At 62.4% G+C, this 22,090-nt stretch carries 25 protein-coding genes and 1 tRNA gene; 16 read left to right on the forward strand and 10 right to left on the reverse strand.

Features of this window, described 5'->3' with window-relative positions; translation table 11 throughout:
• Positions 1–94: 94 nt before the first annotated feature.
• The 13 genes from DOM41_RS01665 (at position 95) to DOM41_RS01720 (ending at position 9,347) form a co-directional block, all read left to right on the forward strand.
• On the forward strand, positions 95–862 hold the full coding sequence (locus DOM41_RS01665) for an XRE family transcriptional regulator (protein ID WP_223160904.1): 768 nt from the start codon (positions 95–97) through the stop codon (positions 860–862).
• A gap of 40 nt (positions 863–902) precedes the next feature.
• Positions 903–1,763, forward strand: coding sequence for a DUF7946 domain-containing protein (locus DOM41_RS01670; RefSeq protein WP_157956812.1), 861 nt, complete (start codon positions 903–905; stop codon positions 1,761–1,763).
• A gap of 123 nt (positions 1,764–1,886) precedes the next feature.
• The gene (locus DOM41_RS01675; RefSeq protein WP_157956813.1) at positions 1,887–2,312 is read left to right on the forward strand and encodes a helix-turn-helix domain-containing protein; all 426 of its coding nucleotides are present in this window, start codon (positions 1,887–1,889) and stop codon (positions 2,310–2,312) included.
• A complete protein-coding gene (locus DOM41_RS01680) occupies positions 2,309–2,626 on the forward strand; it encodes a hypothetical protein (RefSeq protein ID WP_110685104.1) in 318 nt (105 codons plus the stop codon). Before DOM41_RS01675 ends, DOM41_RS01680 begins: the two co-directional genes overlap by 4 nt.
• Entirely contained in the window at positions 2,617–2,898 is a 282-nt protein-coding gene (locus DOM41_RS01685; protein ID WP_110685105.1) for a hypothetical protein, read from the forward strand. The genes DOM41_RS01680 and DOM41_RS01685 overlap by 10 nt, the downstream gene beginning before the upstream one ends.
• A gap of 433 nt (positions 2,899–3,331) precedes the next feature.
• Entirely contained in the window at positions 3,332–4,081 is a 750-nt protein-coding gene (locus DOM41_RS01690) for a DUF2786 domain-containing protein (RefSeq protein WP_110685106.1), read from the forward strand.
• Positions 4,082–4,083: 2 nt separating this feature from the next.
• Entirely contained in the window at positions 4,084–5,010 is a 927-nt protein-coding gene (locus DOM41_RS01695) for a recombination-associated protein RdgC (protein WP_110685107.1), read from the forward strand.
• 279 nt (positions 5,011–5,289) lie between these two features.
• Positions 5,290–5,559 (forward strand): hypothetical protein, encoded by a 270-nt coding sequence (locus DOM41_RS01700; RefSeq protein WP_110685108.1) that lies wholly within the window; start codon positions 5,290–5,292, stop codon positions 5,557–5,559.
• Between the two features lie 299 nt (positions 5,560–5,858).
• On the forward strand, positions 5,859–6,683 hold the full coding sequence (locus tag DOM41_RS17710) for a DNA cytosine methyltransferase (protein ID WP_245391694.1): 825 nt from the start codon (positions 5,859–5,861) through the stop codon (positions 6,681–6,683).
• 85 nt (positions 6,684–6,768) lie between these two features.
• Positions 6,769–7,275, forward strand: coding sequence for a DNA cytosine methyltransferase (locus tag DOM41_RS17715; protein WP_245391695.1), 507 nt, complete (start codon positions 6,769–6,771; stop codon positions 7,273–7,275).
• A 10-nt stretch (positions 7,276–7,285) separates the two neighbouring features.
• The gene (locus DOM41_RS01710) at positions 7,286–7,630 is read left to right on the forward strand and encodes a hypothetical protein (RefSeq protein ID WP_110685109.1); all 345 of its coding nucleotides are present in this window, start codon (positions 7,286–7,288) and stop codon (positions 7,628–7,630) included.
• The gene (locus DOM41_RS01715; RefSeq protein ID WP_110685110.1) at positions 7,623–7,973 is read left to right on the forward strand and encodes a hypothetical protein; all 351 of its coding nucleotides are present in this window, start codon (positions 7,623–7,625) and stop codon (positions 7,971–7,973) included. The genes DOM41_RS01710 and DOM41_RS01715 overlap by 8 nt, the downstream gene beginning before the upstream one ends.
• A gap of 231 nt (positions 7,974–8,204) precedes the next feature.
• Positions 8,205–9,347, forward strand: coding sequence for a tyrosine-type recombinase/integrase (locus tag DOM41_RS01720; RefSeq protein ID WP_110685111.1), 1,143 nt, complete (start codon positions 8,205–8,207; stop codon positions 9,345–9,347).
• Positions 9,348–9,352: 5 nt separating this feature from the next.
• On the opposite strand, the gene DOM41_RS01725 is transcribed toward DOM41_RS01720, so the two are convergent.
• From DOM41_RS01725 to rep, 3 genes are all read right to left on the reverse strand, one after another.
• A tRNA-Arg gene (locus DOM41_RS01725) sits at positions 9,353–9,429 on the reverse strand.
• A 129-nt stretch (positions 9,430–9,558) separates the two neighbouring features.
• Positions 9,559–10,428 (reverse strand): serine O-acetyltransferase, encoded by an 870-nt coding sequence (gene cysE, locus DOM41_RS01730; RefSeq protein ID WP_110685112.1) that lies wholly within the window; start codon positions 10,426–10,428, stop codon positions 9,559–9,561.
• Between the two features lie 66 nt (positions 10,429–10,494).
• The gene (gene rep, locus DOM41_RS01735; protein WP_110685113.1) at positions 10,495–12,558 is read right to left on the reverse strand and encodes a DNA helicase Rep; all 2,064 of its coding nucleotides are present in this window, start codon (positions 12,556–12,558) and stop codon (positions 10,495–10,497) included.
• Positions 12,559–12,765: 207 nt separating this feature from the next.
• On the opposite strand from rep, the gene DOM41_RS01740 reads away from it, so the two are divergent.
• Entirely contained in the window at positions 12,766–13,221 is a 456-nt protein-coding gene (locus tag DOM41_RS01740; protein WP_110685114.1) for a GNAT family N-acetyltransferase, read from the forward strand.
• A gap of 3 nt (positions 13,222–13,224) precedes the next feature.
• Here the strand turns inward: DOM41_RS01740 and trmL are convergent, their stop codons facing one another.
• From trmL to pyrE, 3 genes are all read right to left on the reverse strand, one after another.
• Complete coding sequence (trmL, locus tag DOM41_RS01745; protein WP_110685115.1) at positions 13,225–13,695, reverse strand: tRNA (uridine(34)/cytosine(34)/5-carboxymethylaminomethyluridine(34)-2'-O)-methyltransferase TrmL; 471 nt, start codon at positions 13,693–13,695, stop codon at positions 13,225–13,227.
• 152 nt (positions 13,696–13,847) lie between these two features.
• Positions 13,848–14,402, reverse strand: a complete 555-nt coding sequence (locus DOM41_RS01750; RefSeq protein WP_110685116.1) for a YfaZ family outer membrane protein — start codon at positions 14,400–14,402, stop codon at positions 13,848–13,850.
• A 114-nt stretch (positions 14,403–14,516) separates the two neighbouring features.
• Positions 14,517–15,218, reverse strand: coding sequence for an orotate phosphoribosyltransferase (gene pyrE, locus DOM41_RS01755; protein ID WP_110685117.1), 702 nt, complete (start codon positions 15,216–15,218; stop codon positions 14,517–14,519).
• 139 nt (positions 15,219–15,357) lie between these two features.
• Here pyrE and DOM41_RS01760 point away from each other — a divergent pair, with 139 nt between their 5' ends.
• A complete protein-coding gene (locus DOM41_RS01760) occupies positions 15,358–16,125 on the forward strand; it encodes an exodeoxyribonuclease III (RefSeq protein ID WP_110685118.1) in 768 nt (255 codons plus the stop codon).
• 91 nt (positions 16,126–16,216) lie between these two features.
• Here the strand turns inward: DOM41_RS01760 and rph are convergent, their stop codons facing one another.
• Positions 16,217–16,939, reverse strand: a complete 723-nt coding sequence (gene rph / locus DOM41_RS01765; RefSeq protein ID WP_110685119.1) for a ribonuclease PH — start codon at positions 16,937–16,939, stop codon at positions 16,217–16,219.
• 145 nt (positions 16,940–17,084) lie between these two features.
• On the opposite strand from rph, the gene DOM41_RS01770 reads away from it, so the two are divergent.
• Positions 17,085–17,948, forward strand: a complete 864-nt coding sequence (locus DOM41_RS01770; protein WP_245391696.1) for a YicC/YloC family endoribonuclease — start codon at positions 17,085–17,087, stop codon at positions 17,946–17,948.
• A gap of 269 nt (positions 17,949–18,217) precedes the next feature.
• On the opposite strand, the gene DOM41_RS01775 is transcribed toward DOM41_RS01770, so the two are convergent.
• The 3 genes from DOM41_RS01775 to DOM41_RS01785 all read right to left on the reverse strand — a co-directional run bounded on the left by DOM41_RS01775 (position 18,218) and on the right by DOM41_RS01785 (position 21,770).
• Entirely contained in the window at positions 18,218–19,420 is a 1,203-nt protein-coding gene (locus DOM41_RS01775; RefSeq protein WP_223160905.1) for a hypothetical protein, read from the reverse strand.
• A 350-nt stretch (positions 19,421–19,770) separates the two neighbouring features.
• On the reverse strand, positions 19,771–21,435 hold the full coding sequence (locus tag DOM41_RS01780; RefSeq protein ID WP_110685121.1) for a methyl-accepting chemotaxis protein: 1,665 nt from the start codon (positions 21,433–21,435) through the stop codon (positions 19,771–19,773).
• A 146-nt stretch (positions 21,436–21,581) separates the two neighbouring features.
• Positions 21,582–21,770, reverse strand: a complete 189-nt coding sequence (locus DOM41_RS01785) for a hypothetical protein (protein WP_110685122.1) — start codon at positions 21,768–21,770, stop codon at positions 21,582–21,584.
• Between the last annotated feature and the right edge of the window lie 320 nt (positions 21,771–22,090).

Here is a 22,090-nt window from a genome sequence, read left to right on the forward strand (position 1 = left end):
AAGCATGGCTTTATTTGATAGTAAAGCATAGCTTGCTTTACCTGCCATGCAAAGCCCCTTGAGAATTAAAGCAATGCTTAACGAGGGAAGCCGAGTGCAGGATCCAGAGGCCTTCAAGGCACGAATCAGAGAGGCGCTAAAAATCGCCAAGTCTCGCGGCGTCACTCAGGCGTCTATCGCCGAGCGCGCGGGCGTTTCGGCGCAGGCGGTTGGGCAATGGTCGCGGTCAGGGAAAATATCGAATCAGCGGCTTGCAGTGCTGGCTCAGGTGAGCGGCAAAACGCTCGACTGGTTCTATGCCGAACAGGAAAAAGAAGCTTTACCTGATGCTGTCAGAGAGCCGTCGGCGAGCTACGGCCACCCCGCCAGCGAGAACGAGCTGACCTTCACCGATGCCGCCGATCCCTGGGATCACTCCAAGCCGGTGGGTGAAGACGAGGTGGAAATTCCTCTCTTCCGCGAGGTGTCTCTGTCGGGCGGGGGCGGGCGAACGCAGGTCATCGAGAACAACGGGGCGTCATTGCGCTTCAAGCGCAGCACGCTCAGGAGTGCGGGCGTGGGGAAGGATTCAGCAGCATGCGCATTCGTGGACGGCGAGAGCATGGAGCCCATCTTGCCGGACGGGGCTACGGTAGGCGTCGACACAGCCGATAAGCAGGTCAAGGACGGCAAGATGTACGCGATCGACCACGATGGCCTGCTTCGTGTGAAGTTTCTCTATCGCCTGCCCGGCGGCGGGCTTCGCATTCGTAGCGCGAACCCCGACAAGGTCGAGCATCCGGATGAGGATCTTGGCGAGGACTGGCCGGAGGCGGTGCGCATCATCGGGAAGGTTTTTTGGTACAGCGTTCTTCTTCACTGAAGGAAACAACAACTTATAAGCGGAACCGTGGGAGGCTGTGTTGCAACGAGATGCACTGGCTGAAGAGTTTGAAGACTACCCTTTTGAGGTTCGGTACGAGGGCGGAGATGCAGTCAGTCACCGCATCGAGATGTCGTCGTTGGCTGAATCACTCGACGGGTTCAGTAGGATCTACGCCATGGTGGGGCATTTCGTCTCAACAGGGCGATATGCCAAGCAAAGCCAAGCACTTAACGTAAAAACCTACGCTCAGGCAACTGAAGCAAAATGCTTTAGCTTGCAAGGCGCAGTGGACTTCATGGCAACCGGCCAGGTCTTTTCAGGCTTTGCCGGCGCTGTATTGACGGGCGTTGTGGCGGTAGTATTGGGACGTTCTCGAAACTCGAAGGAAGAGATGAAGCATCTACGGGAGCTTTTTGAGCGCCAAATGCAATACAGCAAGGATCAGACCGACCGAGTTATGGATACGGTTGATCGCCTTGCGGACTCTCTGCGCCCATCGGTTAAAAAAGCCGTATCTCCTGTAGGCAAAACATGCCGCTCCATCGACATCTACGAAAACGGACGTATCCACCACACCATCGACCAGTCAACTAAAGATTCCATTGAGTCGGATGAAGATGTCGAGATCACCCCTCTTCAGGAGTATTGGGTAGTTCTGACGGCCTTTGATCGCGTCTCTCGGACATGCAAGGTTCACTTTGTTGATGGAGACGCTGAGGACCAAGAGGAAGACGGAACACCCCGCCGGATTCCATCAGACATCAACGATCCGTCCATGATGCTGGATAACAACCCATACCTTCGGGCTCTCGGCTCAGGTAAGCCTGTGCAAGTCATGGCAAAAGCAATGATGAAGGATGGAATGGTTAGCAAGCTATACATCTCCGATTTACTTTAGCTTTGGCAAAGCGTCTAACCCGCCCACCGAGGCGGGTTTTTCTTGGCCCAAAGAAAAATATAAAGCCATGCTTGACTAGAAAGGAAAGCGTTGCTTTACTTTATCCCACGACAACGAGACATCGTGGGTAACGAAATGAACCAGGTCACGCAGGACCACCAAACAATCGAGGCATTCGGCTACCGCTGCCGAGTCGGCAAGCGCGCCGACAACCTCCCCACCGTTAAGCAGGCATTCGTGATAGCCGGCATCGCCGCCGGGATGACCCAGAAAGAGATCGCCCGAGCTCGCGGCGTCTCGCCCGCCACGATCAAGAGCACCGCCGAGTCGGTCTATTTCTGGCTGCACGCCCAGCGCGCGACTGACGCCGTCGCCAAGGCCATGCGCCTGACGTGGATCGCCCCGCTACTGCTGGCTCTCACCGTCAGCGCCATCTCTCCGGACGTCCAAATGCAGCGCACCCGCTCGGGTGGCGGTCGCCAGACCGTGAGCATCACCAAACTGTCGCGACGCCAGGACGAGATGGACCTCGGAGGGCTCGCGGCATGACCCCCGACACCAAGACATTCGTCACTCCGTGGCACCAGCTCGGCGCGCACTACGACATGCACGTCGTCGACGCCAGCGGGCAGCCCGACACCTGCACCCGATATATCGCCCGCCAGCGCGAACACGGCGAGCCGGGTGGCGGTTATCGCCCCGCCCTGTACGTGCCGAGCGTCGACCGCCTCATCGTCGTTATCGACCGATCGTTTCGAGACGCCGGCCACGCCCGGGCCTATATCGCGAATCGCGTCCGGATGATTACCCAAACCCGCCGCCAACAGCAGATGCCAACAACGGAGGACGACGTATGCGCCTGATCGCCCACCCCGCTACCTGGTTTGCCGGCCTCGTTGCCGCCGCCGCAACGCTCACGGTAGTCGCCGCCAAGCTGCCTGGCCCGAGCGCTCAAGAGATCGAGCTGATGCAGCGGGACCAGTACTGCCAGAACGTCGCCCAGTGGAACGCCGAGGCCGCGCGAGGTGTTGCCCCGGCTCACCGGTACGGCCATCCCGACTACGACGGCATCGCCGACGACGAATGCAGTCTCGTTCTCTCGCCCGTCGACGGCACCGCCTACGCCAGCAACTGATCGCAGCCGCCAGCCCGGCGGCCTGTATCCGAAAGCGTCTGCGGACGCGGGCGCTTCGGGATGCAGTAGCTCTTTAACAACTCGGACCCCACGCAGTGCCAGCGGTGCGTTATCCGTTGGCCATCGGAGAGCGGTTTGGCGCGACAGGACGCGAAACGCTGTAGGGAATTTCAAAGAGAAAGTGGCTCAAGTGATCGAGGCCGTTCGTGCGAATGCCAAGGTAATGAACACTAGGCCCGCTGGAATATCGAAGCCCGCCACTCATTCCAGACCGCTCTCCGATGCGGTTGCATCACCTGCGTATTCGCCCGGCCCCGTGCCGGGCGCTTTTTACGCCAACCCGTAAGAAATCCTTACCAGTTCACCCGCCAGCACAGCGGCGAGCGTCTCACCGGGCGCTGGCCGCTGTGTTGCCCAACGCCTGGAGGTCCATATGGACGCCAAGACCAAAGAGCGCCTACGCCGCCTGAAAGCGATGGCGGACGACGCCACCAGCGAAAACGAAGCAATGATCGCTGCCCGACGTCTTCACGCCCTGCTCGCCAAGCACGGCATGGACGAGTCCGAGCTCGACGACGGTGAAGGGATCACCACGAGTGATAAAGGAACGCTGCTGGTCCGCGGGGAATGGTGCCAGGAGGTCATGTTCGCGATTGCCCGGCTCTACTTCTGTAAGGGGCTTACCCACGGGCAGCCCCGTTTTCGGCATGAGGGGCAAGGCGCCGGTAAGCGCTTTTCGCTGATCGGGAGAGAGCTCCATCGCGAGACGGCGATGCGTGTCATCCAGTCAGTCGTCCGGTCGGTCTACGCAGAAGCGAAACGCAGCAGCAAATCGCTTCGCCCGCGACACGTTCACCCCATGTCGTGGATCACCAGCTTTTGCGAGGGCGCGTCTTTCCGTATCCGCGTCCGTGTCAACGAGCTTATCGAGGCAGGCCGCAAAGGCGCGCTGGAGGACGAGGACGGCGACAAGTTGCCAGTACTGGCCCCCATGTACGACGCCGCGCAGGCGGACATCGACGCCTTCCTCGCGGACTGGAAGGTCAACGTCTGGAAACCCAAAGGCGAGATCCGATCAGCCGAGGCCTACGGCAATGGTGAGGCGTTCGGTGACGGCGTCGCGCTGGGTCATGAGATCGCGCAGCACGCCCCCAACACCCTGACGCACGCCAAGGAGGCCTAACCATGTGGTTCAAACACCTTCACCAGTACCGCTACCACGACGTCGAAGCGATCGCGCTCGGCGATCTCGAAGCTGCCCTAGCCGCTTGCGCTTTCCGCCCCGTCAGTGATCGAGAGATGCGCCGCGTTGGCTGGACGCCACCCGCCGGCCGTCAAGGCGAGCGCTACGCCCACGAGATCCAGGGCCATCGACTGTTCGCGATGCTCCGCCAGGAGCGACTGCTCCCCGCCGCCGTGGTGAACGAAGAGGTCAACGAGCGCCGGGAGGCCCGCGAGCTGCACGAAGGCCAGCCGCTCAATCGCCGCGAGCGCCAGCTGCTCAAGGAACAGGTGATAGAGGAACTGCTGCCGCAGGCATTCACCCGCACGCAGCGCATCGAGGTGTGGTGGGACACCCGCCGCCGGCTGATCGGCATCAACGCCGCCAGCCGCAAGCGCGCCGAGGAGGTGCTCGACCTGCTCCGCCAGACGCTCGGGTCGCTCAAGGTCACGCCGCTGGCCACCAAGACACCGCCCGCCCGTGGCATGACGGCGTGGCTCACCGACGCCGGTAGCCGACCCGCCAGCCTGCTGCTGGGTGATCGCGTCGAGCTACGCGCCGCCGAAGACGACGGCATCGTCGGCGCACGCTCGGTCGACCTCGATAGCGACGAGATCCAGAGCCTGCTCGATAACGGCCGCCAGGCCAGCAAGATGAGCCTCGGCAGCGAAGGGCTGCTGCGCGCCGTGCTTCACGACGATCTCGCGCTCAAGTCGCTGCAGTTCGACGACGCCCTGCTCGACGAAGCCAGCCAGAGCGAGGACGGCGACGACCCAGCGGTGAGGCTCGAAACCGACTTCGCCCTGATGAGCGACGCCCTCGGCAAATTCACCGACCAGCTCATCGACTGGCTCGGCGGCGAGGCGGATCCGAGCACGCCGACACCGTAACGAAAGCCGCCGGGTCCGCCAGCCCGGCGACGAACGATCCATAGGGGGAGCTATGCGAGACGATCCACTGAATCGCCTGCGAGTGCGCCGTGGTTCGCAACTGCCATGGGCGAAGCTCAACGAGGAAAAAGTCGCGGAGATAAACGCCCTCATCGAGCGCCGTGAGGAGCTGAAACGAGAGCTGCGCGATATGACAAACGCAAAGATCGCGGCGCGGTACGGGGTGCATCAACGCACTATTGATCGCGTCACTGCCGGAGAAAACTGGGGGCACGTGCCATGCCATACGTAACCGTCGAAGCAGAAGTAGAACTCGATGATTTTGAAACCGACGACCTCGTGCGCGAGCTGAAACGACGGAATCAGAAGGTCAGTGAGCCAGGGGAATCGCAGTCCACGCTGCTCGAAACAAGCTGGGATCCCATCGAAGGCAAGAGCTTCGATCAGCTGCTAGAGGCAGTCTACGAAGCGCGCATTCTAGGCAAAGACGAACGCGCCATGGAGTTGATCGACCGCCTGATCTACTCCGCCAGCGGCCGGATCGTATGAGGTGAATGCATGACAAAGCCTCTCATCATCGACCACCCCATCACCGGCGAGCCCGTCACGTTCGCCGCACTCGCCGCCGAGACCGGCATCCGCAAAGACACGCTGCGCTACCGCTAATCCCACCTCGGCTATCGAGGGGATCAACTGATCACGCCCATCCGCCCCGGCTATGAAAGCCGCCGAGGCAAAAAGCCCCGGCGGGCGGGCAACGATCAGAACCGCGCCGACACGCCGGAATGGCGACGCTCGAGCGCTGGCCGACTCTCCACCCGCCTGCTCAGAGACTACGCGAGGCCTGCATGACCAATCTCAATCTAGGATTCGGCCACGAGCTGGTGGTCGACAACTTCGCCGGCGGCGGCGGCGCCTCGGAGGGCATCGAGCAGGCGCTGGGGCGCCCGGTCGATCTCGCGATCAATCACGACGCAGCGGCGATCGCCACGCATACCGCCAACCATCCCGGAACCGAGCACGCCGTCGCCGACGTGTGGGACGTGAACCCCGACGAGGCGACCAACGGCCAGCCGGTGGGGCTGGCCTGGTTCTCGCCGGACTGCCGGCACCACTCCAAGGCCAAGGGCGGTCGCCCGGTGTCGAAATCGGTTCGCGGACTCGCTTGGGTCTCCGCGCGCTGGGCGGCGCTGGTAAAGCCCCGGGTCATCAAACTGGAGAACGTCGAGGAATTCCTCGACTGGGGGCCGCTGGTCAAGAACGCCAAAGGCCAACTGGTGCCAGACCCGGCTCGCAAAGGGCAGACGTTCCGAGGATTCGTCCGCGCGCTCAAGCGGCACGGCTATGCCGTCGACTGGCGCATCTTGCGAGCGTGCGACTACGGCACACCGACGATCCGCAAGCGCCTGTTTCTGATCGCTCGTCGCGACGGTCTACCAATCACCTGGCCGAAGCCGACCCACGGCGACCCGAAGTCGCCAGCGGTTCAGCGCGGGACGCTGCAGGCTTACCGCACCGCCGCCGAGTGCATCGACTGGTCACTACCTTGCCCATCGATATTCGGACGCAAGCGGGAATTGGTAGAGAACACGATGAAGCGCATTGCCAAAGGCGTCATGCGCTACGTGATCGATTCGGAATCCCCTTTTATCGCCCCGCCGGGGGGGCGCTGAAAACAATGCTGACAGATCCACCATGGTCTCAGCATTCCTCGCCAAGCACTTCACCGGCGTCGTTGGCGACAGCCTGACCAATCCTATGCCGACGATTACTGCCACCGATCACAACGCCTTGGTGGCCGTCAGCCTGGTCAACCTCAAAGGCCGCGAACGTGGCGGGCGCAATATTTGCGAACCAATGCCGACCATCTACGCCGGCGGCACCCACGCAGCGGTCGTGGCGGCATTCCTCGCGCCCTACTACGGCAGCGGCTCGGGCGAGACCGGGCGCGATCTCAACGCCCCGGCGCCGACGATCACGACGAAAGACCGCTTCCAACTGGTGACCGTCACGATAGACAGCGAGCTGTACGTCATCACCGACATCGGTATGCGCATGCTCCAGCCGCACGAACTCGCCGCCGCCCAGGGATTCCCCGACGGCTATCGGTTCGGCGACGTCAATGGGCGCCCGGTGCCCAAACACACCCAGGTGCGACTGATCGGCAACAGCGTCTGCCCGCCGCTCGCCCGCGCCCTGGTCGAAGCCAACTTCCAACACGAACGCCAATTCATGCCCGCGCCGGCCGAGATCGCCGCGGCGTAAGGAGAGCTCCATGATTCAGCGAGAAGAACTTCAGCGGAACAGTGACGGCATGTGGACCCACTCTGAGTGGGCCGCTTTCTGCGATCAGCGCGAATACGTACACCGTGACGAGGTGAACGAGTGGCTTGATAAGCACGGGCTCGAGTTCTCAATCGTCGAACTTGAGAGCGAGCCCGAGGACCACCCCGCCTACATCTCCTATTTCGATGAAATGGACCCCGACCTCGAGCTTTGGGAGCCGAATCCACCCGCCGGTGATGGCTGGATTCTACTGTCACTGCACGACACCGAAGACGGGGCAGTGCAGATATGGGTGAGAGAGAAATCACCAGCCATCGAAGCCGCTGATGGCTAAGTCTCGCGCCCTCCACTGGCAGGAGCCGGAGACCATCAACTGCTCACAGTGCGACGGCTCCGGCGAGTTTCGCGGCATGTTCTCGAGCGGCCCGTGCGCAATGTGTGACGGCACCGGACTGGTCGGCGAGGACGGCGAGCCACTACCGCGAGAGGATCTGCTCGCGATGATGCGCCGCCAGCGCGATCGGCTCGCCGAGCAGCTCGATGGCGCCCGCCAGCACTATCAACGGCTACTGCATACCCCTGGGGTCCGAGACGCGCTTGCCGCCGAAAGAGCCAGACAGCTCGAACAGCAGCAGCGCGACGACATGGCGCTACGGAAGCGCCTCAGAGGAGGTTGACGTGGAAAAGCTGCTTTGGACCCCAGCGGAGATCGCCGACGCGGCGATCATCCCCTGTTCCGAGGAACACATCCGCCGGCTGGTGCGAAAGGGCGACATCGCAACGAGCCAGAATCGTGGCCATCGGGTGCTGATTCATATCCGAGACCTCGAGGTCTATGCCTCGCGGTTCCAGTCGAGCCATACTGCCCCGGTCGCGGGGCCACGTGCGTCAGATGGGGAGATCGACGTATGCCGCGGAAAGCGAAAGAAGGTATCTACACGAGGAAAGACTCGCCGTTCTGGTGGGCGTCGTTCGTCGACGGACGCGGCGAGCGAGTTAGGAAATCTACTGGGGTTCGCAAAGACCCGGTGAATCAGCAGGAAGCCGAAGCGCTGCTGGCCAAGTGGAAAATGGAGGCCCACCAGCAACGCATGTGGGGCAAGAAAGAGCCGGCGCCGGAAGAGACGATCACGTTCGACGAGGTGGTGCTCGCCTACATGAAAGGCCACCAAACTCGGGGGAGAGAGGATAGGCGGGTGTACTCGCTGAAACGGCTATACCCATTTTTCAGCGGTCGGAAAATGGCCGAGATCACTGATATGGACGTCAAGGAATACATCCGACAGCGCTCGATCGACGTGAAGCCAGCGACTATCAATCGCGAGGTCGGCGTGTTCTCCGCAGCGTGCAACCACTGTCGGCTCGAGCTGGGATGGAAGATCGGCAACCCGTGCGAGGGACGCAAGCTCAAGGAGCCCGAGGGCGTTGTCCGATGGTTGGGGCAAGATGAGGCCGAGAGGCTGATCGAGGCGGCGGAAGAGCGCGAGAAGGCGCCCTGGCTAGCCGACTACGTCCGCGTTTGTCTCTACACCGGCATGCGTAAGAGCGAGGTCACCGGCCTAACCTGGGATCGCGTCAACCTCGAACGCCGGATACTGATCCTTGAGACGGGCACGACGAAAAGCGGTAAGCGCCGGTCGGTACCGCTGCATGAAGTCGCTGCCGCCGCGCTCGAAAGCCGCCTGCGCTGGCGCAATCGGCATTGCCCGAGCTCACCATGGGTGTTCTGTAACGGCAAAGGCGGCCAGGTGCGAGACATGAAGAAGAGCTTCGCCTCGGCGCTGAAATCGGCCGGCATCGAGAACTTCCGCCAGCACGATCAGCGGCACACTCTGGCGAGCTGGATGGTGATGTCGGGAACGGATCTGATGCGGGTTCGAGACATGCTCGGTCACGCGTCTGTAGAGCAGACTCAGCGCTATGCGCACCTGCATCCGGACATGCTCATCGAGGCGGTCAACAGCCTGACACCCGCACGAAATAGTCACGCCAATTTCGTGACGCAAAAGGCAGCAGAGGCAGAGAAGGGAAAAAACGAGCTAATTCACTAGCTTAGTGGCGCGCCCAGAAGGATTCGAACCTTCGACCCCTGCCTTCGGAGGGCAGTACTCTATCCAGCTGAGCTATGGGCGCGTACGACGTGTGTCGTGCCGGTTTGCGTCGGTGACCGAGGATGGCCCGCAAGCGGCGCGGCCATCCTACTCGCTCGGCTATTGGCTGTCCAGACATGCGCACCCGGCCCGGGTCGCGCTCGGCCTAGGCCTAGGCGTTGTCGGATGCAGGCCCGCAGCAGAGCGTGTGGCTTTGCGCTTCGGCTGACGCGTCGGACGGCGAGGGAGCGGGAGCCTGATCGCGCTTGTCGTAGCAGTGCTGCATGTCTCGCGAGGGAGCAGCGCAGCCGGCATCGCCAATGATCCGCGCCGGCACGCCAACGGCGGTCGTGTGCGCGGGCACCGGCTTGAGCACCACCGAGCCGGCGCCGACGCGCGCGCCCTCGCCAATCTCGATATTGCCCAGCACCGTGGCACCGGCACCGATCAACACGCCGCGCCGGATCTTGGGGTGACGGTCGCCCGTTTCCTTGCCGGTACCGCCGAGCGTAACGCCTTGCAGCAGGGAGACGTCGTCGTCGATTACGCTCGTCTCGCCGATCACTACGCCGGTGGCGTGGTCGATAAAGACGCCATGCCCGATCCGCGCCGCCGGGTGGATATCGGTCTGGAAGACTTCGGAGCTGCGGCTCTGCAGATAGCGCGCCATCTGCCGCCGTCCGCGCTGCCACAGTGCATGGGCAAAGCGATGCACCGCCAGCGCATGAAACCCCTTGAGGTAGAGCACGACCTCGGTGACCTGACGGATCGCCGGGTCGCGCTCGAGCACTGCGGTCAGATCATGGGCGATGTCGCGCTCGAGCGAGGGATGCTCGACCAGCAGGTCATCGAACAGCGCGCTCAACTGATTGGCGGCGAGATCCAGGTGCGACAGACGGTGGCCCAGACGGTATGCAAGGCCGGCGCCGAGCGTTGCGCGGTTCAGCACCGCCCCCAGCATCAGCGGCGTCAGCGAGGGCTCCTGACGCGAGATCGTCATCGCCTCGTCGCGCGCCTGCTGCCATAGCTCGGTGGTACTCATCGTGCTCTCCTTGAAGCGGTCGGCGGCTTCGCAGCACGGCGAGCCGCGCCGATATCGTGACGCTCGCTACCCCAGCAGCGAACGAAGTCCGGCAATCGCGCTCTGGCCGCGCTCCTGTTTCTTCTCGGGGTTCTCCTTGTCGGCGCGACCCTCCCACTCGAGATCGTCCGCGGGGAGCTCGTCGAGGAAACGGCTCGGCGTGCAGTCGAGCAGTTCGCCGTAGGTCTTGCGCTGACGCGCCAGCGTCAGTGTCAACGTGCGCCGGGCGCGGGTGATGCCGACGTAGGCCAGGCGTCGCTCCTCCTCGATGGTGCCGGATTCGATGGCGTTGCGGTGCGGCAGCAGCTCCTCCTCCAGGCCCATGAGATAGACGTGAGGAAACTCGAGGCCCTTGGAGGCATGCATGGTGAGTAGCTGAACGCGGTCGGAGTCATCCTCCTCGGCCTGCTGCTCGAGAATGTCCCGCAACACCAGCCGCGAGATCGCCGACTGCACGTCGTCGGTCTCCTCGGAGGCCTCGCCGTCCTCGTCATTGCGATGCATCGATTTCTCGAGCTGGTCGATCAGCGTCCAGACGTTGGCCATGCGCCGCTCGGCAATGGTCGGGGCACTGGCATTCTGATAGAGCCAGGCCTCGTAATCCATGTCGCGCAGCATCTCGCGGATCGCCGCAATGGCGTCGCCCTGATCCATGCGCTTGCGAACGCCGTCGATAAAGTGGGCGAATCGTCCGAGACGTTCGACGGCGCGGCTCGGCAGCACCTGCTCCAGTCCGATCTCGCCACAGGCGGCGAACATCGAGCCCTGACTGTTGCCCGAGCGGCGCTCGCTGGCGTAGTTCGCCAGTTTTTCCAGCGTGCCGGGGCCGATCTCTCGGCGCGGCACGTTGACGATCCGCAGGAAGGCGTTGTCGTCGTCCGGGTTGATCAACAGCCGCAGATAGGCCATCGCGTCCTTGATCTCGTTGCGCGAGAAGAACGAAGTGCCGCCGGAGAGTTTGTAGGGAATCTGATGGTGCTGGAGCTTGAGTTCCAGCAGCCGTGCCTGAAAGTTACCGCGGTAGAGCACGGCGAAGTCGCGCCACTCGGCACGTTCCTTGATCCGACGGGTGAGGATCTCACCGGCGACGCGCTCCGCCTCGGCCTCCTCGTGGCGATTGACGATCACGCGGATCGGATCACCCTGCCCCATGTCCGACCACAGCGTCTTCTCGTAGACGTGGGGGTTGTTCGCGATCAGCGTGTTGGCGGCGCGCAGGATGGTGCCGGTGGAGCGGTAGTTCTGCTCGAGCTTGATCACGTTCAGCCGCGGGAAGTCCTCACCGAGGGTCACCAGGTTTTCCGGCCGTGCCCCGCGCCAGGCATAGATCGACTGGTCATCGTCGCCGACCACGGTAAAGGTGGCGCGCTCGGCCATCAGCATCTTCACCAGCTCGTACTGGCTGACGTTGGTGTCCTGATACTCGTCCACCAGCATGTAGTGGATCCGCTTGCGCCAGCGGGCCAAAGCGTCCGGATCGGTCTTCAACAGCACCACCGGCAGCATGATCAGGTCGTCGAAATCGACCGCGTTATAGGCCTTGAGGTGGCGGTTGTACGCCTCGTAGATACGCGCGGCGTACTGCTGGTCCTCGTCCTCGGCGTGGGAGAGTGCCGGCCCCGGCAGCACCAGATCGTTCTTCCACTGGGAGATCTGGTTCTGCACCGCATTGATCTGCTCGGCGTCGGTGTCGGCTTCCTTCTGCATCAGATCCCGCAACAGCGCCTTGGCATCTTCCGGGTCGAACAGCGAAAAACCGGGGCGAAAGCCCAGCGCCTTCAGCTCGCGGCGGATGATGTTGAGCCCCAGATTGTGGAAGGTCGAGACCGTCAGACCGTGCCCCTCGCGCCCCTGGAGCATCTGGCCGACGCGCTCCTTCATCTCGCGCGCCGCCTTGTTGGTAAAGGTGACGGCGGCGATCTTGCGCGCGCTCATCCCGCACTCCTGTACCAGATACGCGATCTTGGTAGTGATCACGCTGGTCTTGCCGGAGCCGGCGCCCGCCAGCACCAGACAGGAGCCGTCGATGTAGCGCACCGCCTCCTGCTGGCGCGGATTGAGCTTGGCGAGACGTTGACGTATATCGGACATGGGGAACCTGAAGAGAGGCACGGTGAGCCCGCGCTATGATACATGCTGAGCCCGGTGAAGATCAGGCTACCCGATCCTGACACGACGACGTCCTTGGCCCGTCCCGAGACGAATCGAGCCACCCGAAGAGAACGTCACAAGACAGCGGTGACGGACAAGACAACAGCAAAGAACAAGACAACACGCAGAGACGAGAGACAGCCCGACATGCAGATCATTCGAGACGATCTTCGCGGTCCCGACATCGCCGCGCTGCTGCAGGCGCACCTGGACGACTTCGCGCCACACTCACCGCCGGAGAGCCGCCACGCGCTGGACCTCGAGGAGCTTCGCCAGCCGGACGTGTACTTCTATACCGTGTGGGAAGACGACGACCTGCTCGGCTGCGGGGCGTTCAAGCGGCTGGACGCGACACACGCCGAACTCAAGTCGATGCGAACCGATCCGCGCCATCTGCGCCGCGGCGTGGCCCGCGGCCTGCTTACCCACCTGATCGAATCGGCGAAGGCGGAAGGCTTGACGCGCTTGAGCCTGGAGACCGGCTCGCCGGCGCACTTCGCCCCGGCACGCAAGCTCTACGCCACGTTCGGTTTCGAGATCTGCGGCCCGTTCGGTGACTACGTCGAAGACCCGTACAGCGTCTTCATGACGCGCTCGCTGTGACAATCAAACATCCACTGCCCCGGCAAAATCGAGCTGGCGCCACGCCTCGTAAACGATCAGCGCACAGGCGTTGGAAAGGTTGAGACTGCGGCTGTCGGCGAGCATCGGAATGCGCAGTCGCTGGCCAACGGGCAGCGCCTCGAGCATCGATTGCGGCAAGCCGCGGGTCTCCGGGCCGAAGACGAGCGCATCGCCCTCGCGATAGTGCACGTGGCTGTAGCCGTGGCGACCGCGGGTGGAGACGGCGAAGACGCGCTCGGGGCCGACGGTTTCGAGAAACGCCGCCCAGTTGGCGTGGACCTCTACCCGCGCCCACTCGTGATAGTCCAGCCCGGCCCGCCGCAGACGCTTGTCGTCGAGCTCGAAGGCCATGGGTTCGATGATGTGCAGCCGAAAACCGGTGTTGGCACAGAGCCGGATGATATTGCCGGTATTGGGCGGGATCTCGGGCTCAAAGAGGACGACGTCGAGCATGGTGGCCGCTCTCGCGTGGGGGAGGTTCTATGCATCATACGAAATCGGCGCCACTCTCTACAGCGCCGTGAAGTTGGCTCGCTGCAAGAGTGACGCCGATCTGACTGCCTATGGCGCCTGGGGAGAACGCCTGGCTCGCCGTTCAGCGGGGTTTAGAAACCGACGCTGACGCCCAGCACCGGACCGCTGTCGAGCGTATGGCTGTCTTCGCCTTCGAAGTCGGAGCGCATGTAGCGGTAGCCGACGTAGGCGTAGGTCTGGGAGATCAGGTTCACGCGGGCCTGCGCGCCGTACTCGTAGCTCTTCTCGAGATCGCCGTTGCTCAAGCCTTCCGGCGTGTAGAAGCCGTAGCCGCCGATCGAGGTGAGCGGGATCGGCGTGTCGACGAAGGCCGATCCGCCGAGGCCAAGGCCACCGCCGTTGCCGTAGTGGGTGTCCTGGTACTGGTAGCGGCCACCGACGGAGACATCAAGACCCGGCAGGTAGGGCGAGAACATCAGCGAGCCGGAGTACGCCTTGGCGTTGTGGCCGCTGTCATCGGTGTTCAGATAACCGACACCGGCGCGGAAACCGGGGAAGATCGTCTGGCTGGCTTCAGCGCCAAAGGAGTCTTCACCGCCGTTGGCCGAGACGCTGAGCGCCATCGCCTGCTGACTGGCGAAAAGGCAAGTGGCGGTGGCGAGCGCGAAACCCCAATGCTTGATCATGAACTGTCTCCTCAAAAAATCGCACCGAAGCGCGTTGGACTTCGTGCTTAAGGATGCCATAATCACCGGCTTTATCAAACAGCGTTTCCAAATTATTGTTAACGCTGTGTTCGATCATGTTGCCTGACGTACACCGTAGCGGTCCCGGTAGGCTCTGATCGCCTCCGCGTAGCGCGAGAAGTCGTCAGGATCATCGGCCCGAGCCGGACGCGATTCAAGATAGGTGAGCATCTGATCGAGATTGACGATGCTGATCACCGGCATCGCATAGCGCGCTTCCACGGCCTGGATCGCACTGTGGGGCTCGAGACCGTCACCTTTCGGGGCCCGCTCCTGACGATCCAGCGCGATCACCACGCCGGCGGCGCTGGCACCGGCTTGCTCGATGATCTGCATCACCTCGTTGATGGCGGTGCCGGCGGTAATGACATCGTCGATGATCAGGACCTGGCCCGCGAGATTGGCGCCGACGATGTTGCCGCCCTCACCGTGGGTCTTGGCTTCCTTGCGGTTAAACGCAAAGGGAATGTCGCGGTCATGGTGGTCCGCCAGCGCAATGGCTGCGCTCGCGGCAAGGGAGATACCCTTGTAAGCTGGACCGAACAGGACATCGGTCTCGATCCCGCTGGCAGCAATGGCACGGGCATAGAAGCGGCCCAGTCGAGCCAGGGCGCGGCCGGAACGAAAGAGTCCGGCATTGAAGAAGTAGGGGCTGACCCGGCCGGATTTGAGCGTGAATTCACCGAAGCGCAGCGCGCCCTCGGCCATCGCGAATTCGATGAACTCCTGCTGATAGGGCTGGATTTCCGCGCTCACTCGACTCCCCTCTTTGCCTCGGCGCCTGTAGCGCCGGCCATTGTTTCGACCCAAAAACGCCCCCACTTAGGGGCGTTCTCTTTTACCTAAATCGTCAAAGCTCGGGTATCATACACGCGCGACAAAGAAGGAACACGGTATGAAAATCGCCAGCATCAACGTCAACGGGATACGTGACGCCGTCGAGCGAGGCTTCCTCGACTGGCTGGCCGAACAGGATGCTGACGTCGTTTGCGTGCAGAACCTGAAGGCCAAGAGCTTCGAGCTAGACGACAGCATCCTCTATCCGGAAGGCTATGAAGGCTACTTCCTGGATGCCGAGCAGGACGATTTCTCCGGCGTCGGTCTTTACTGTCGCAAGATTCCCAAGGCGATCATGTACGGGCTCGGGTTCGAGCAGTGCGATCACGAAGGGCGCTTTCTCCAGGCCGATTACGACCGCTTCAGCATCGCCACCTTCCTGATGCCTGACGGCGACGACCCCGAAGCCAAGCAGACGTTCATGACCCAGTATCTGGAGTACTTGAACAAGATGTCGCGCAAGCGTCGCGAGTACATCATCTGCGGTACCTGGCACGTCGCCCACAAGACGCTGGATCTGGCCAACTGGACCGACAATCAGGCAACGCCCGGCTTCAAGCCCGAAGAACGCGCCTGGATGGATCAGGTCTTCGGCCCCATCGGCTTCATCGACACCTTCCGCGAGATCGACCGCGACGCCGGCCAGTACACCTGGTGGCCGAAGCTCGACCAGGAAGTGCCGCGGGCTCGTCAGGAAGGCTGGCGCCTCGATTACCAGGTGGTCGGCCCCAACTTCCGTCGCAACGTGAAGAATGCCTGGATCGACACCGACGCCAACTTCAGCGAGTTCGCCCCGCTGATCGTCGAGTACGACCTCGAACTCTGAGCGCTCCCGGCGCGACCCCGCGACCGTTGCACAGCAAAACGCCCCGCTCAGCGGGGCGTTTTCGTTGGGGCAGCCGGCACCCGCAAATGGGTCAGCGGCGCACACCCAGTGTCTCGCGCTGCTTGTCGAACAGCGCATTGCAGCCCGTCTCCGCCAGATCCAGCATCACGTTGAGCTCGGCGCGGGAGAACGCCTCGGCTTCCGCCGTGCCCTGAATCTCGATCAGCTTGCCGTCCTCGGTCATCACCACGTTCATGTCGGTGTCGGCGGCGCTGTCTTCCGGGTAGTCCAGATCCAGCACCGGTGTTCCCTTGTAGACGCCCACCGACACCGAGCTGACCAGCTGCCGGAAGGGGTCGGACTTGATCATCTTCTTGCGCTGCATGGTCTGCAGCGCCTCGATCAGCGCCACGCAGGCCCCGGTGATCGACGCCGTGCGGGTGCCGCCGTCGGCCTGGATCACGTCGCAGTCGACGGTGATGGTGTACTCGCCGAGCTTCTTGAGGTCCACCGCCGCCCGCAGGCTGCGTCCGATCAAGCGCTGAATCTCCAGCGTCCGCCCGCTCTGCTTGCCGCGCGTCGCTTCACGCCCGCCACGGGTATGCGTCGCGCGCGGCAGCATGCCGTACTCCGCCGTGATCCAGCCCTGATTCTTGCCCCGCAGCCAGCGCGGCACGCCAGCCTCGACGCTGGCGTTACACAGCACCTGGGTGTCGCCGAAAGTCACCAGCACCGAGCCCTCGGCATGGCGGGTGAAACCGCGGGTCAGTGTGACCTCACGGGGCTGGTCGGGATTTCGTCCACTCGGGCGCATGAGAGCCTCTCACAACAGATGACGGTTGATAGCGAGCCGCCATTCTACCGATCTCGCGACCGAATTCACGGTTCAGCGCCGCCGCCCGTCATTTCAACGATGCGCTACACTCGCGCCATTGGAATGTCGAACGCGAGGATCTCCCGTGCCCTACAGCATGACCGCCTTCTCCCGTCAGACGCAGGATGCCGACTGGGGCAGCCTGCAGCTCGAGCTGCGCTCGGTGAATCAGCGCTATCTGGAGCCGCACTTCCGTCTGCCCGACGCCCTGCGCGACCTCGAGCCCGTCTTCCGTGAAGCGCTGCGCAAGCGTTTCTCTCGCGGCAAGATCGAGTGCGCCCTGCGCTTCGAGCCCGCCGAGGCCAGCAGCGCCCCGGCGATCAACGACGCCCGACTCGATGCGCTTTCTCAGGCGCTTGGCCGAGTGCGGGCGACCCTCCCCGACGCCGCCATGCCCAACGCCCTCGAACTGCTCGCCCACCCCGGCGTGATGGCCACCGAGCGGCTGGACATGGAGCGCGTCAAAGCCGCCGCCCGCGAGCTCTTCGACACCGCCCTCATCGATCTTGAGAGCGGCCGCGCACGCGAGGGGGAACGACTCGCCGCCTTGATCCGAGAACGGCTCGCCGGCATTCGGGAGCAGGTCGCCATCGTCCGCGATCACCTGCCGACGATCCTCGAGCGGCAGCGCGACCAGCTACTCGAGCGACTGGAAAACGCCCGCGCCGAACTCGACCCGCAGCGCCTGGAAGCGGAAATGGTGCTGCTGGCGCACAAGGCCGACGTTGCCGAAGAGCTCGACCGTCTCGAGACCCACGTCACCGAGGTCGAGCGTCAGCTCTCGCAGAAGGGCCCCATCGGCCGACGCCTCGACTTTCTGATGCAGGAGCTCAACCGCGAGGCCAACACGCTCTCTTCCAAGGCGATCGTCGCCGACACCACGCGCTGCGCGGTGGAGCTCAAGGTGCTAATCGAGCAAATGCGCGAGCAGATTCAGAATATCGAGTAGCGTCGCGACTCCGTTTCCCGAGTCCCAGGCACCTGGCTGGCTCCAACGCCTCTAACGCGTTTCGTGGGTCGTTAAACGGTGTTGATGCAGGCCTTTGATGGCGCGATCCCCGTACGGGCCACGAGGCACGCAGGCAGTGATGTATCGCGAATAACGACAGGCAATCCCGGCCCCGAAACATGCCTTAGCCACCGCTCTGCCTCGCCCGCTGGCGAGGCGATCCCCATCTCATACGGGTCAAAGGCGCGAACGACATCGCGCCCTCTGCGCTACTGCCCGCGCTCTATCCTGCCGGTGAGCTTGCGGAACTCCTCTCGAATCTCCGCATTCTGGAACTCGACCGTATCTGGCATCTGTAGATTGGAGAGGGCTTCAAAGGTGTCGAGACCGTCATTGATCAGTGATGACACGGCGCTGCTCAACGACACGGTGCGATAGTTCACGATGGCTTCTTTCTCTTCATGCCGACTGAGCCGAAGCGCGTCCTGAACCTTGTCTCGCTGACTGGTAACGATGCGCTCGTACAGATCGATAGTCCGAACGGTCAACCGATTGGCCTCGATACTCTGCTCAAGCCCTGCAGGATTCCTCGAGCTTTTCATCAACTGCCGGGCGTCGGCAATGATGGTGTCAGCCTCATCTCGAAACTCGCTCAACTGAGGCAGTACGCTATTGTTGACTCGGTCGACGAAGGTTTCCTGCATGTGCACGATCAGCTTGTGCAGAATGACGACCATCCCGTAATAACGCTTGGCAAACTCCAGGTTCTCGCCACTCTCGGACGTGAGCTCCGCAAGGTCCTCGGTCACGTCGCGAATACTGTTGAATACCACCCTCATTGTGATGACGTCGTCACCAATGGCGGAGGTCATCCAGAGCTCGAGCTGATCGGCTGACATGTCACTTCCAAGCTCTGCGAGCTTCGCCGACATCGTGTCTCGAAGCGCTTCGAGGGATTGCTGATAGCTCTCGACATTGCCCTGGTGGGCTTCGATCAGGATGTCGTAGTCGCCTCGGGTCGATGCGGTGAAATTCTTCAGCGTCGTGGTAGGCGTCCAGCGTGTCAGCGCACCGGCATCTTCCTCAGGGGCTAGCAGGCGCTTCTCCTTGAGCTCCGACACCTGATCGTTCTCCTCTCGGATTCGCTGCTCTATGGACCGGTAATCATTGCGATACTCGGTGAGCTCCGGAATCTCCAGTACCTGGATCGCTTCTTCAATCAGCTTGTTGATATCGTCGTTGGCGCTTTCCTGGTCGCGTCCAATCCAGGTGCTTTCGGGCAGTTGCGCCAATTCATCGAAGTAACCGGCAGCATCTCTGAGCAAGTGTATTGCAGAGGATTTATCGACTTGCGGCGCTTCGACGGCCTCGCGTTCATCCGGCGGAGATTCCTCTTCACTCATCGCATAACCCGGTGCGAGACAAGCGACAATCATTGCAAAGACAAGAGCACTGCGAACTATTGACGGCACGAAAACCTCATTCTGACGACTTCATCTCATGAAAAATCGATGACAACGTCTGGCGATATCAAAGATGCGTGAATGGAGTTATCGGCAAATAAGCGTCAGAAATACAGTCATCGATCCGACCGAACTGTCCGATACTTCCTGCAGGGAACGCTGTAGCGCCGGGCGCCAGCCGGTACGGCAGCCTCACGGGGTGTCCGGGGGGCGCCTCGTCGCCTACGAGGAACAGCAACATCACGCTCTGATAGGGCCAATGACAGCGCGATGCGGGGCAAAGAATGCCGACATCGCCGGCAAAAAAAAGCCCCGCGAGCGCGGGGCAAAGAAGAATGTAACAAGGCATGCGAGGTGGGTCAGAAGGTCGACCACTCATCATCGGATGCCACAACGGGCTGGGGGGTCGGCGGACGCTGGCTCGTCACCGGCTTCGCTGCCACCTCGGGCGCCGGGGCTTGAGCGTTGGACTCGGAGGCCACCCGGAACGTCGAGACCAGCTCCGAAAGGTGCTTGGCCTGACTCTCGAGCGACGCCGAGGCCGAACTGGTCTGCTGCACGAGAGAGGCGTTCTGCTGGGTCACGCTATCCATCTCCGTGACCGCCGTGTTCACCTGACCGATGGCGGTGTGCTGCTCTCGCGTCGCGGAGGCAATCTCGCCCATCAACGTCGCTACCGTACCCACCGACTCGACGATTTCTCTCATCGTATGGCCACTGCGCTCCGCCTGTGTCGCCCCGCTGGTGATGTGATCCGTCGTCCGCGACACCGTCTCCCTGACGCGTTTGGCAGCTTCTGCACTGCGGCTCGCCAGCGATCGAACTTCTGTTGCCACGACGGCGAAACCGCGTCCCGACTCGCCGGCTCGCGCCGCTTCGACGGACGCATTCAACGCCAGGATATTTGTCTGAAACGCGATGGAATCGATGACATCGACCAGCTCGTTGATCTCTTTCGAGCTTTCCGAGATCGTCCGCATCGATTGGATCGTCAGTTCGACGTCCTGATTGCCGCCCGTCGCCCGTTGCGCAGCCTCGGTCGATAGCCGCTGCGCCTCTTCGGAAGACTCCGCGTTCTGGCGCACCGTCGAGGTGATCTCTTCCATGCTGGCCGCCGTCTCCTGGAGTGCAGCCGCCTGCTCTTCGGTACGCGCGGAAAGATCCTGACTCCCCGCAGCGATCTCGTTGGCGCCGGTGTAGACGCTCGTACTGCTGGCACGAAGCGAGCTGACCAACTGGCTCAGACTGTCCTGCATCGCCTTCAACGTCGCCATCAGCGTGGCCACTTCGTCGCGACCCTTCGGCTCGATGTGAGACGTCAGATCACCTTCGGCGACACGCTGCGCCACCCGTACCGCATCCGCCAGCGGGCGAGCAATGCTGCGGGTGATGAGCACCGCGAGCACGACGGCAAGCGCCAACGCCGTCGCTGCGGAGACGAGCAGCCCGACGAGGGAGGCATCATATTGCTGATCCACGGTGACAACCGACTCTTCCACCCGCTCCGACACGGCGTCATCGATACCCTGGGCCGCCGTCTCGAGCCGATAGATGGCCGGCTTGAACTCGTCGAACGCCTCGTCCGCGCCACTCGTGGTCGTGATTTGTCCGTTGAGAATCCGCTGATAGACCGTTGAGAAACCTGCCTCGTAACCTTGCAGCGCCTGGCTCGCTTCCTGATAGCGCGCGTCGATTTCAGGCGTGCGGGCGAGCTGCTCACCCGCTGCCAGTGTCGCCGTCAGCGCCTGCTGGGTCTCCTCCCAGCGGCTCCTGTACGAGATCACGGCCTCACGATCGCCAATGTTGATGAAGGCATCTTTTTCATAGCGTCGAAGCTCGAGTCCCTGGCGCTGAATCTCTGCCGCGTTGAAGCCGAGAGCAACATCTTCCTCCAGTGCTACATGCGCCGTGTACTGGATCGCGTTGAGCCCGATGACGCCGGCCGCAAGCGTGCCCAGCAGCAGTAGAGAGACAATGGCGAACGCGCACGCAAGGCGCGTCCCAATTTTCAGTCGAGTCAGCATGTTATGCACCGGTTGGAGGGAGTTGACTGCTTTATCGGCGCACGCTGAAAGAACTTAAGTAGAGTTAGGATAAGAAATCGGCGGACGGCCAACCGGTCGGCACGCATCACCCGCCACAGGCCAGTGCAAACATGCCGGGTCCGGTCTCAACCGAAAGCCAGGTAGAGCATGCCCAGGGTCAGCGTACCGGCCGCCCCCAGGGCGCCCCCGTAGACAACGCCCAGACAGAGACTGGGCAATACGCTTCGCCCTACCGCCAGGTGGTAAGCCACCGCGCGAAACACGAACAAGAGTGAAGAGAGCGCCATTACGACGATCGCTGTCTGCCAAACCATGTATCCGTCCCTGATTGTTGTGTCGTCGGGGCCCCGTCCAGGGGCTCCCACTTCGTTGTACGGCGGCCACGCGATTGCCGATTCACTGCCATCCCGCTTGCCGGTGATGAACGTCGCCGCGATGTCCCACCCTCCACGAAAAACCCCCTAATTAAAATGTCGACATCAATATCGAATGGCTCGCGCAAGCGAGCCAGGTTGGGTAGCGGTGGCAAGCCGGGGGATAGCTGGTAGCAGGTGCGGCACCGAGTGGCGGCGCGTGTTGCTATCGGCGCCAGCGTGCGAAAAACGGATGAGAACGAAGGACAGGCGGAACGCAG

It is taken from the genome of Salinicola aestuarinus, from assembly GCF_003206645.1.
In the GTDB taxonomy this organism is placed as follows: domain Bacteria; phylum Pseudomonadota; class Gammaproteobacteria; order Pseudomonadales; family Halomonadaceae; genus Salinicola; species Salinicola aestuarinus.

Coding starts and splice junctions, on each gene's coding strand:
- DOM41_RS01680 (WP_110685104.1), top strand. CDS start 2,309: ATGACCCCCGACACCAAGACATTCGTCACTCCGTGGCACCAGCTCGGC.
- DOM41_RS01685 (WP_110685105.1), top strand. CDS start 2,617: ATGCGCCTGATCGCCCACCCCGCTACCTGGTTTGCCGGCCTCGTTGCC.
- DOM41_RS01690 (WP_110685106.1), top strand. CDS start 3,332: ATGGACGCCAAGACCAAAGAGCGCCTACGCCGCCTGAAAGCGATGGCG.
- DOM41_RS01695 (WP_110685107.1), top strand. CDS start 4,084: ATGTGGTTCAAACACCTTCACCAGTACCGCTACCACGACGTCGAAGCG.
- DOM41_RS01700 (WP_110685108.1), top strand. CDS start 5,290: ATGCCATACGTAACCGTCGAAGCAGAAGTAGAACTCGATGATTTTGAA.
- DOM41_RS17710 (WP_245391694.1), top strand. CDS start 5,859: ATGACCAATCTCAATCTAGGATTCGGCCACGAGCTGGTGGTCGACAAC.
- DOM41_RS17715 (WP_245391695.1), top strand. CDS start 6,769: ATGCCGACGATTACTGCCACCGATCACAACGCCTTGGTGGCCGTCAGC.
- DOM41_RS01710 (WP_110685109.1), top strand. CDS start 7,286: ATGATTCAGCGAGAAGAACTTCAGCGGAACAGTGACGGCATGTGGACC.
- DOM41_RS01715 (WP_110685110.1), top strand. CDS start 7,623: ATGGCTAAGTCTCGCGCCCTCCACTGGCAGGAGCCGGAGACCATCAAC.
- DOM41_RS01720 (WP_110685111.1), top strand. CDS start 8,205: ATGCCGCGGAAAGCGAAAGAAGGTATCTACACGAGGAAAGACTCGCCG.
- cysE (WP_110685112.1), bottom strand. CDS start 10,428: ATGAGTACCACCGAGCTATGGCAGCAGGCGCGCGACGAGGCGATGACG.
- rep (WP_110685113.1), bottom strand. CDS start 12,558: ATGTCCGATATACGTCAACGTCTCGCCAAGCTCAATCCGCGCCAGCAG.
- DOM41_RS01740 (WP_110685114.1), top strand. CDS start 12,766: ATGCAGATCATTCGAGACGATCTTCGCGGTCCCGACATCGCCGCGCTG.
- trmL (WP_110685115.1), bottom strand. CDS start 13,695: ATGCTCGACGTCGTCCTCTTTGAGCCCGAGATCCCGCCCAATACCGGC.
- DOM41_RS01750 (WP_110685116.1), bottom strand. CDS start 14,402: ATGATCAAGCATTGGGGTTTCGCGCTCGCCACCGCCACTTGCCTTTTC.
- DOM41_RS01760 (WP_110685118.1), top strand. CDS start 15,358: ATGAAAATCGCCAGCATCAACGTCAACGGGATACGTGACGCCGTCGAG.
- rph (WP_110685119.1), bottom strand. CDS start 16,939: ATGCGCCCGAGTGGACGAAATCCCGACCAGCCCCGTGAGGTCACACTG.
- DOM41_RS01780 (WP_110685121.1), bottom strand. CDS start 21,435: ATGCTGACTCGACTGAAAATTGGGACGCGCCTTGCGTGCGCGTTCGCC.
- DOM41_RS01785 (WP_110685122.1), bottom strand. CDS start 21,770: ATGGTTTGGCAGACAGCGATCGTCGTAATGGCGCTCTCTTCACTCTTG.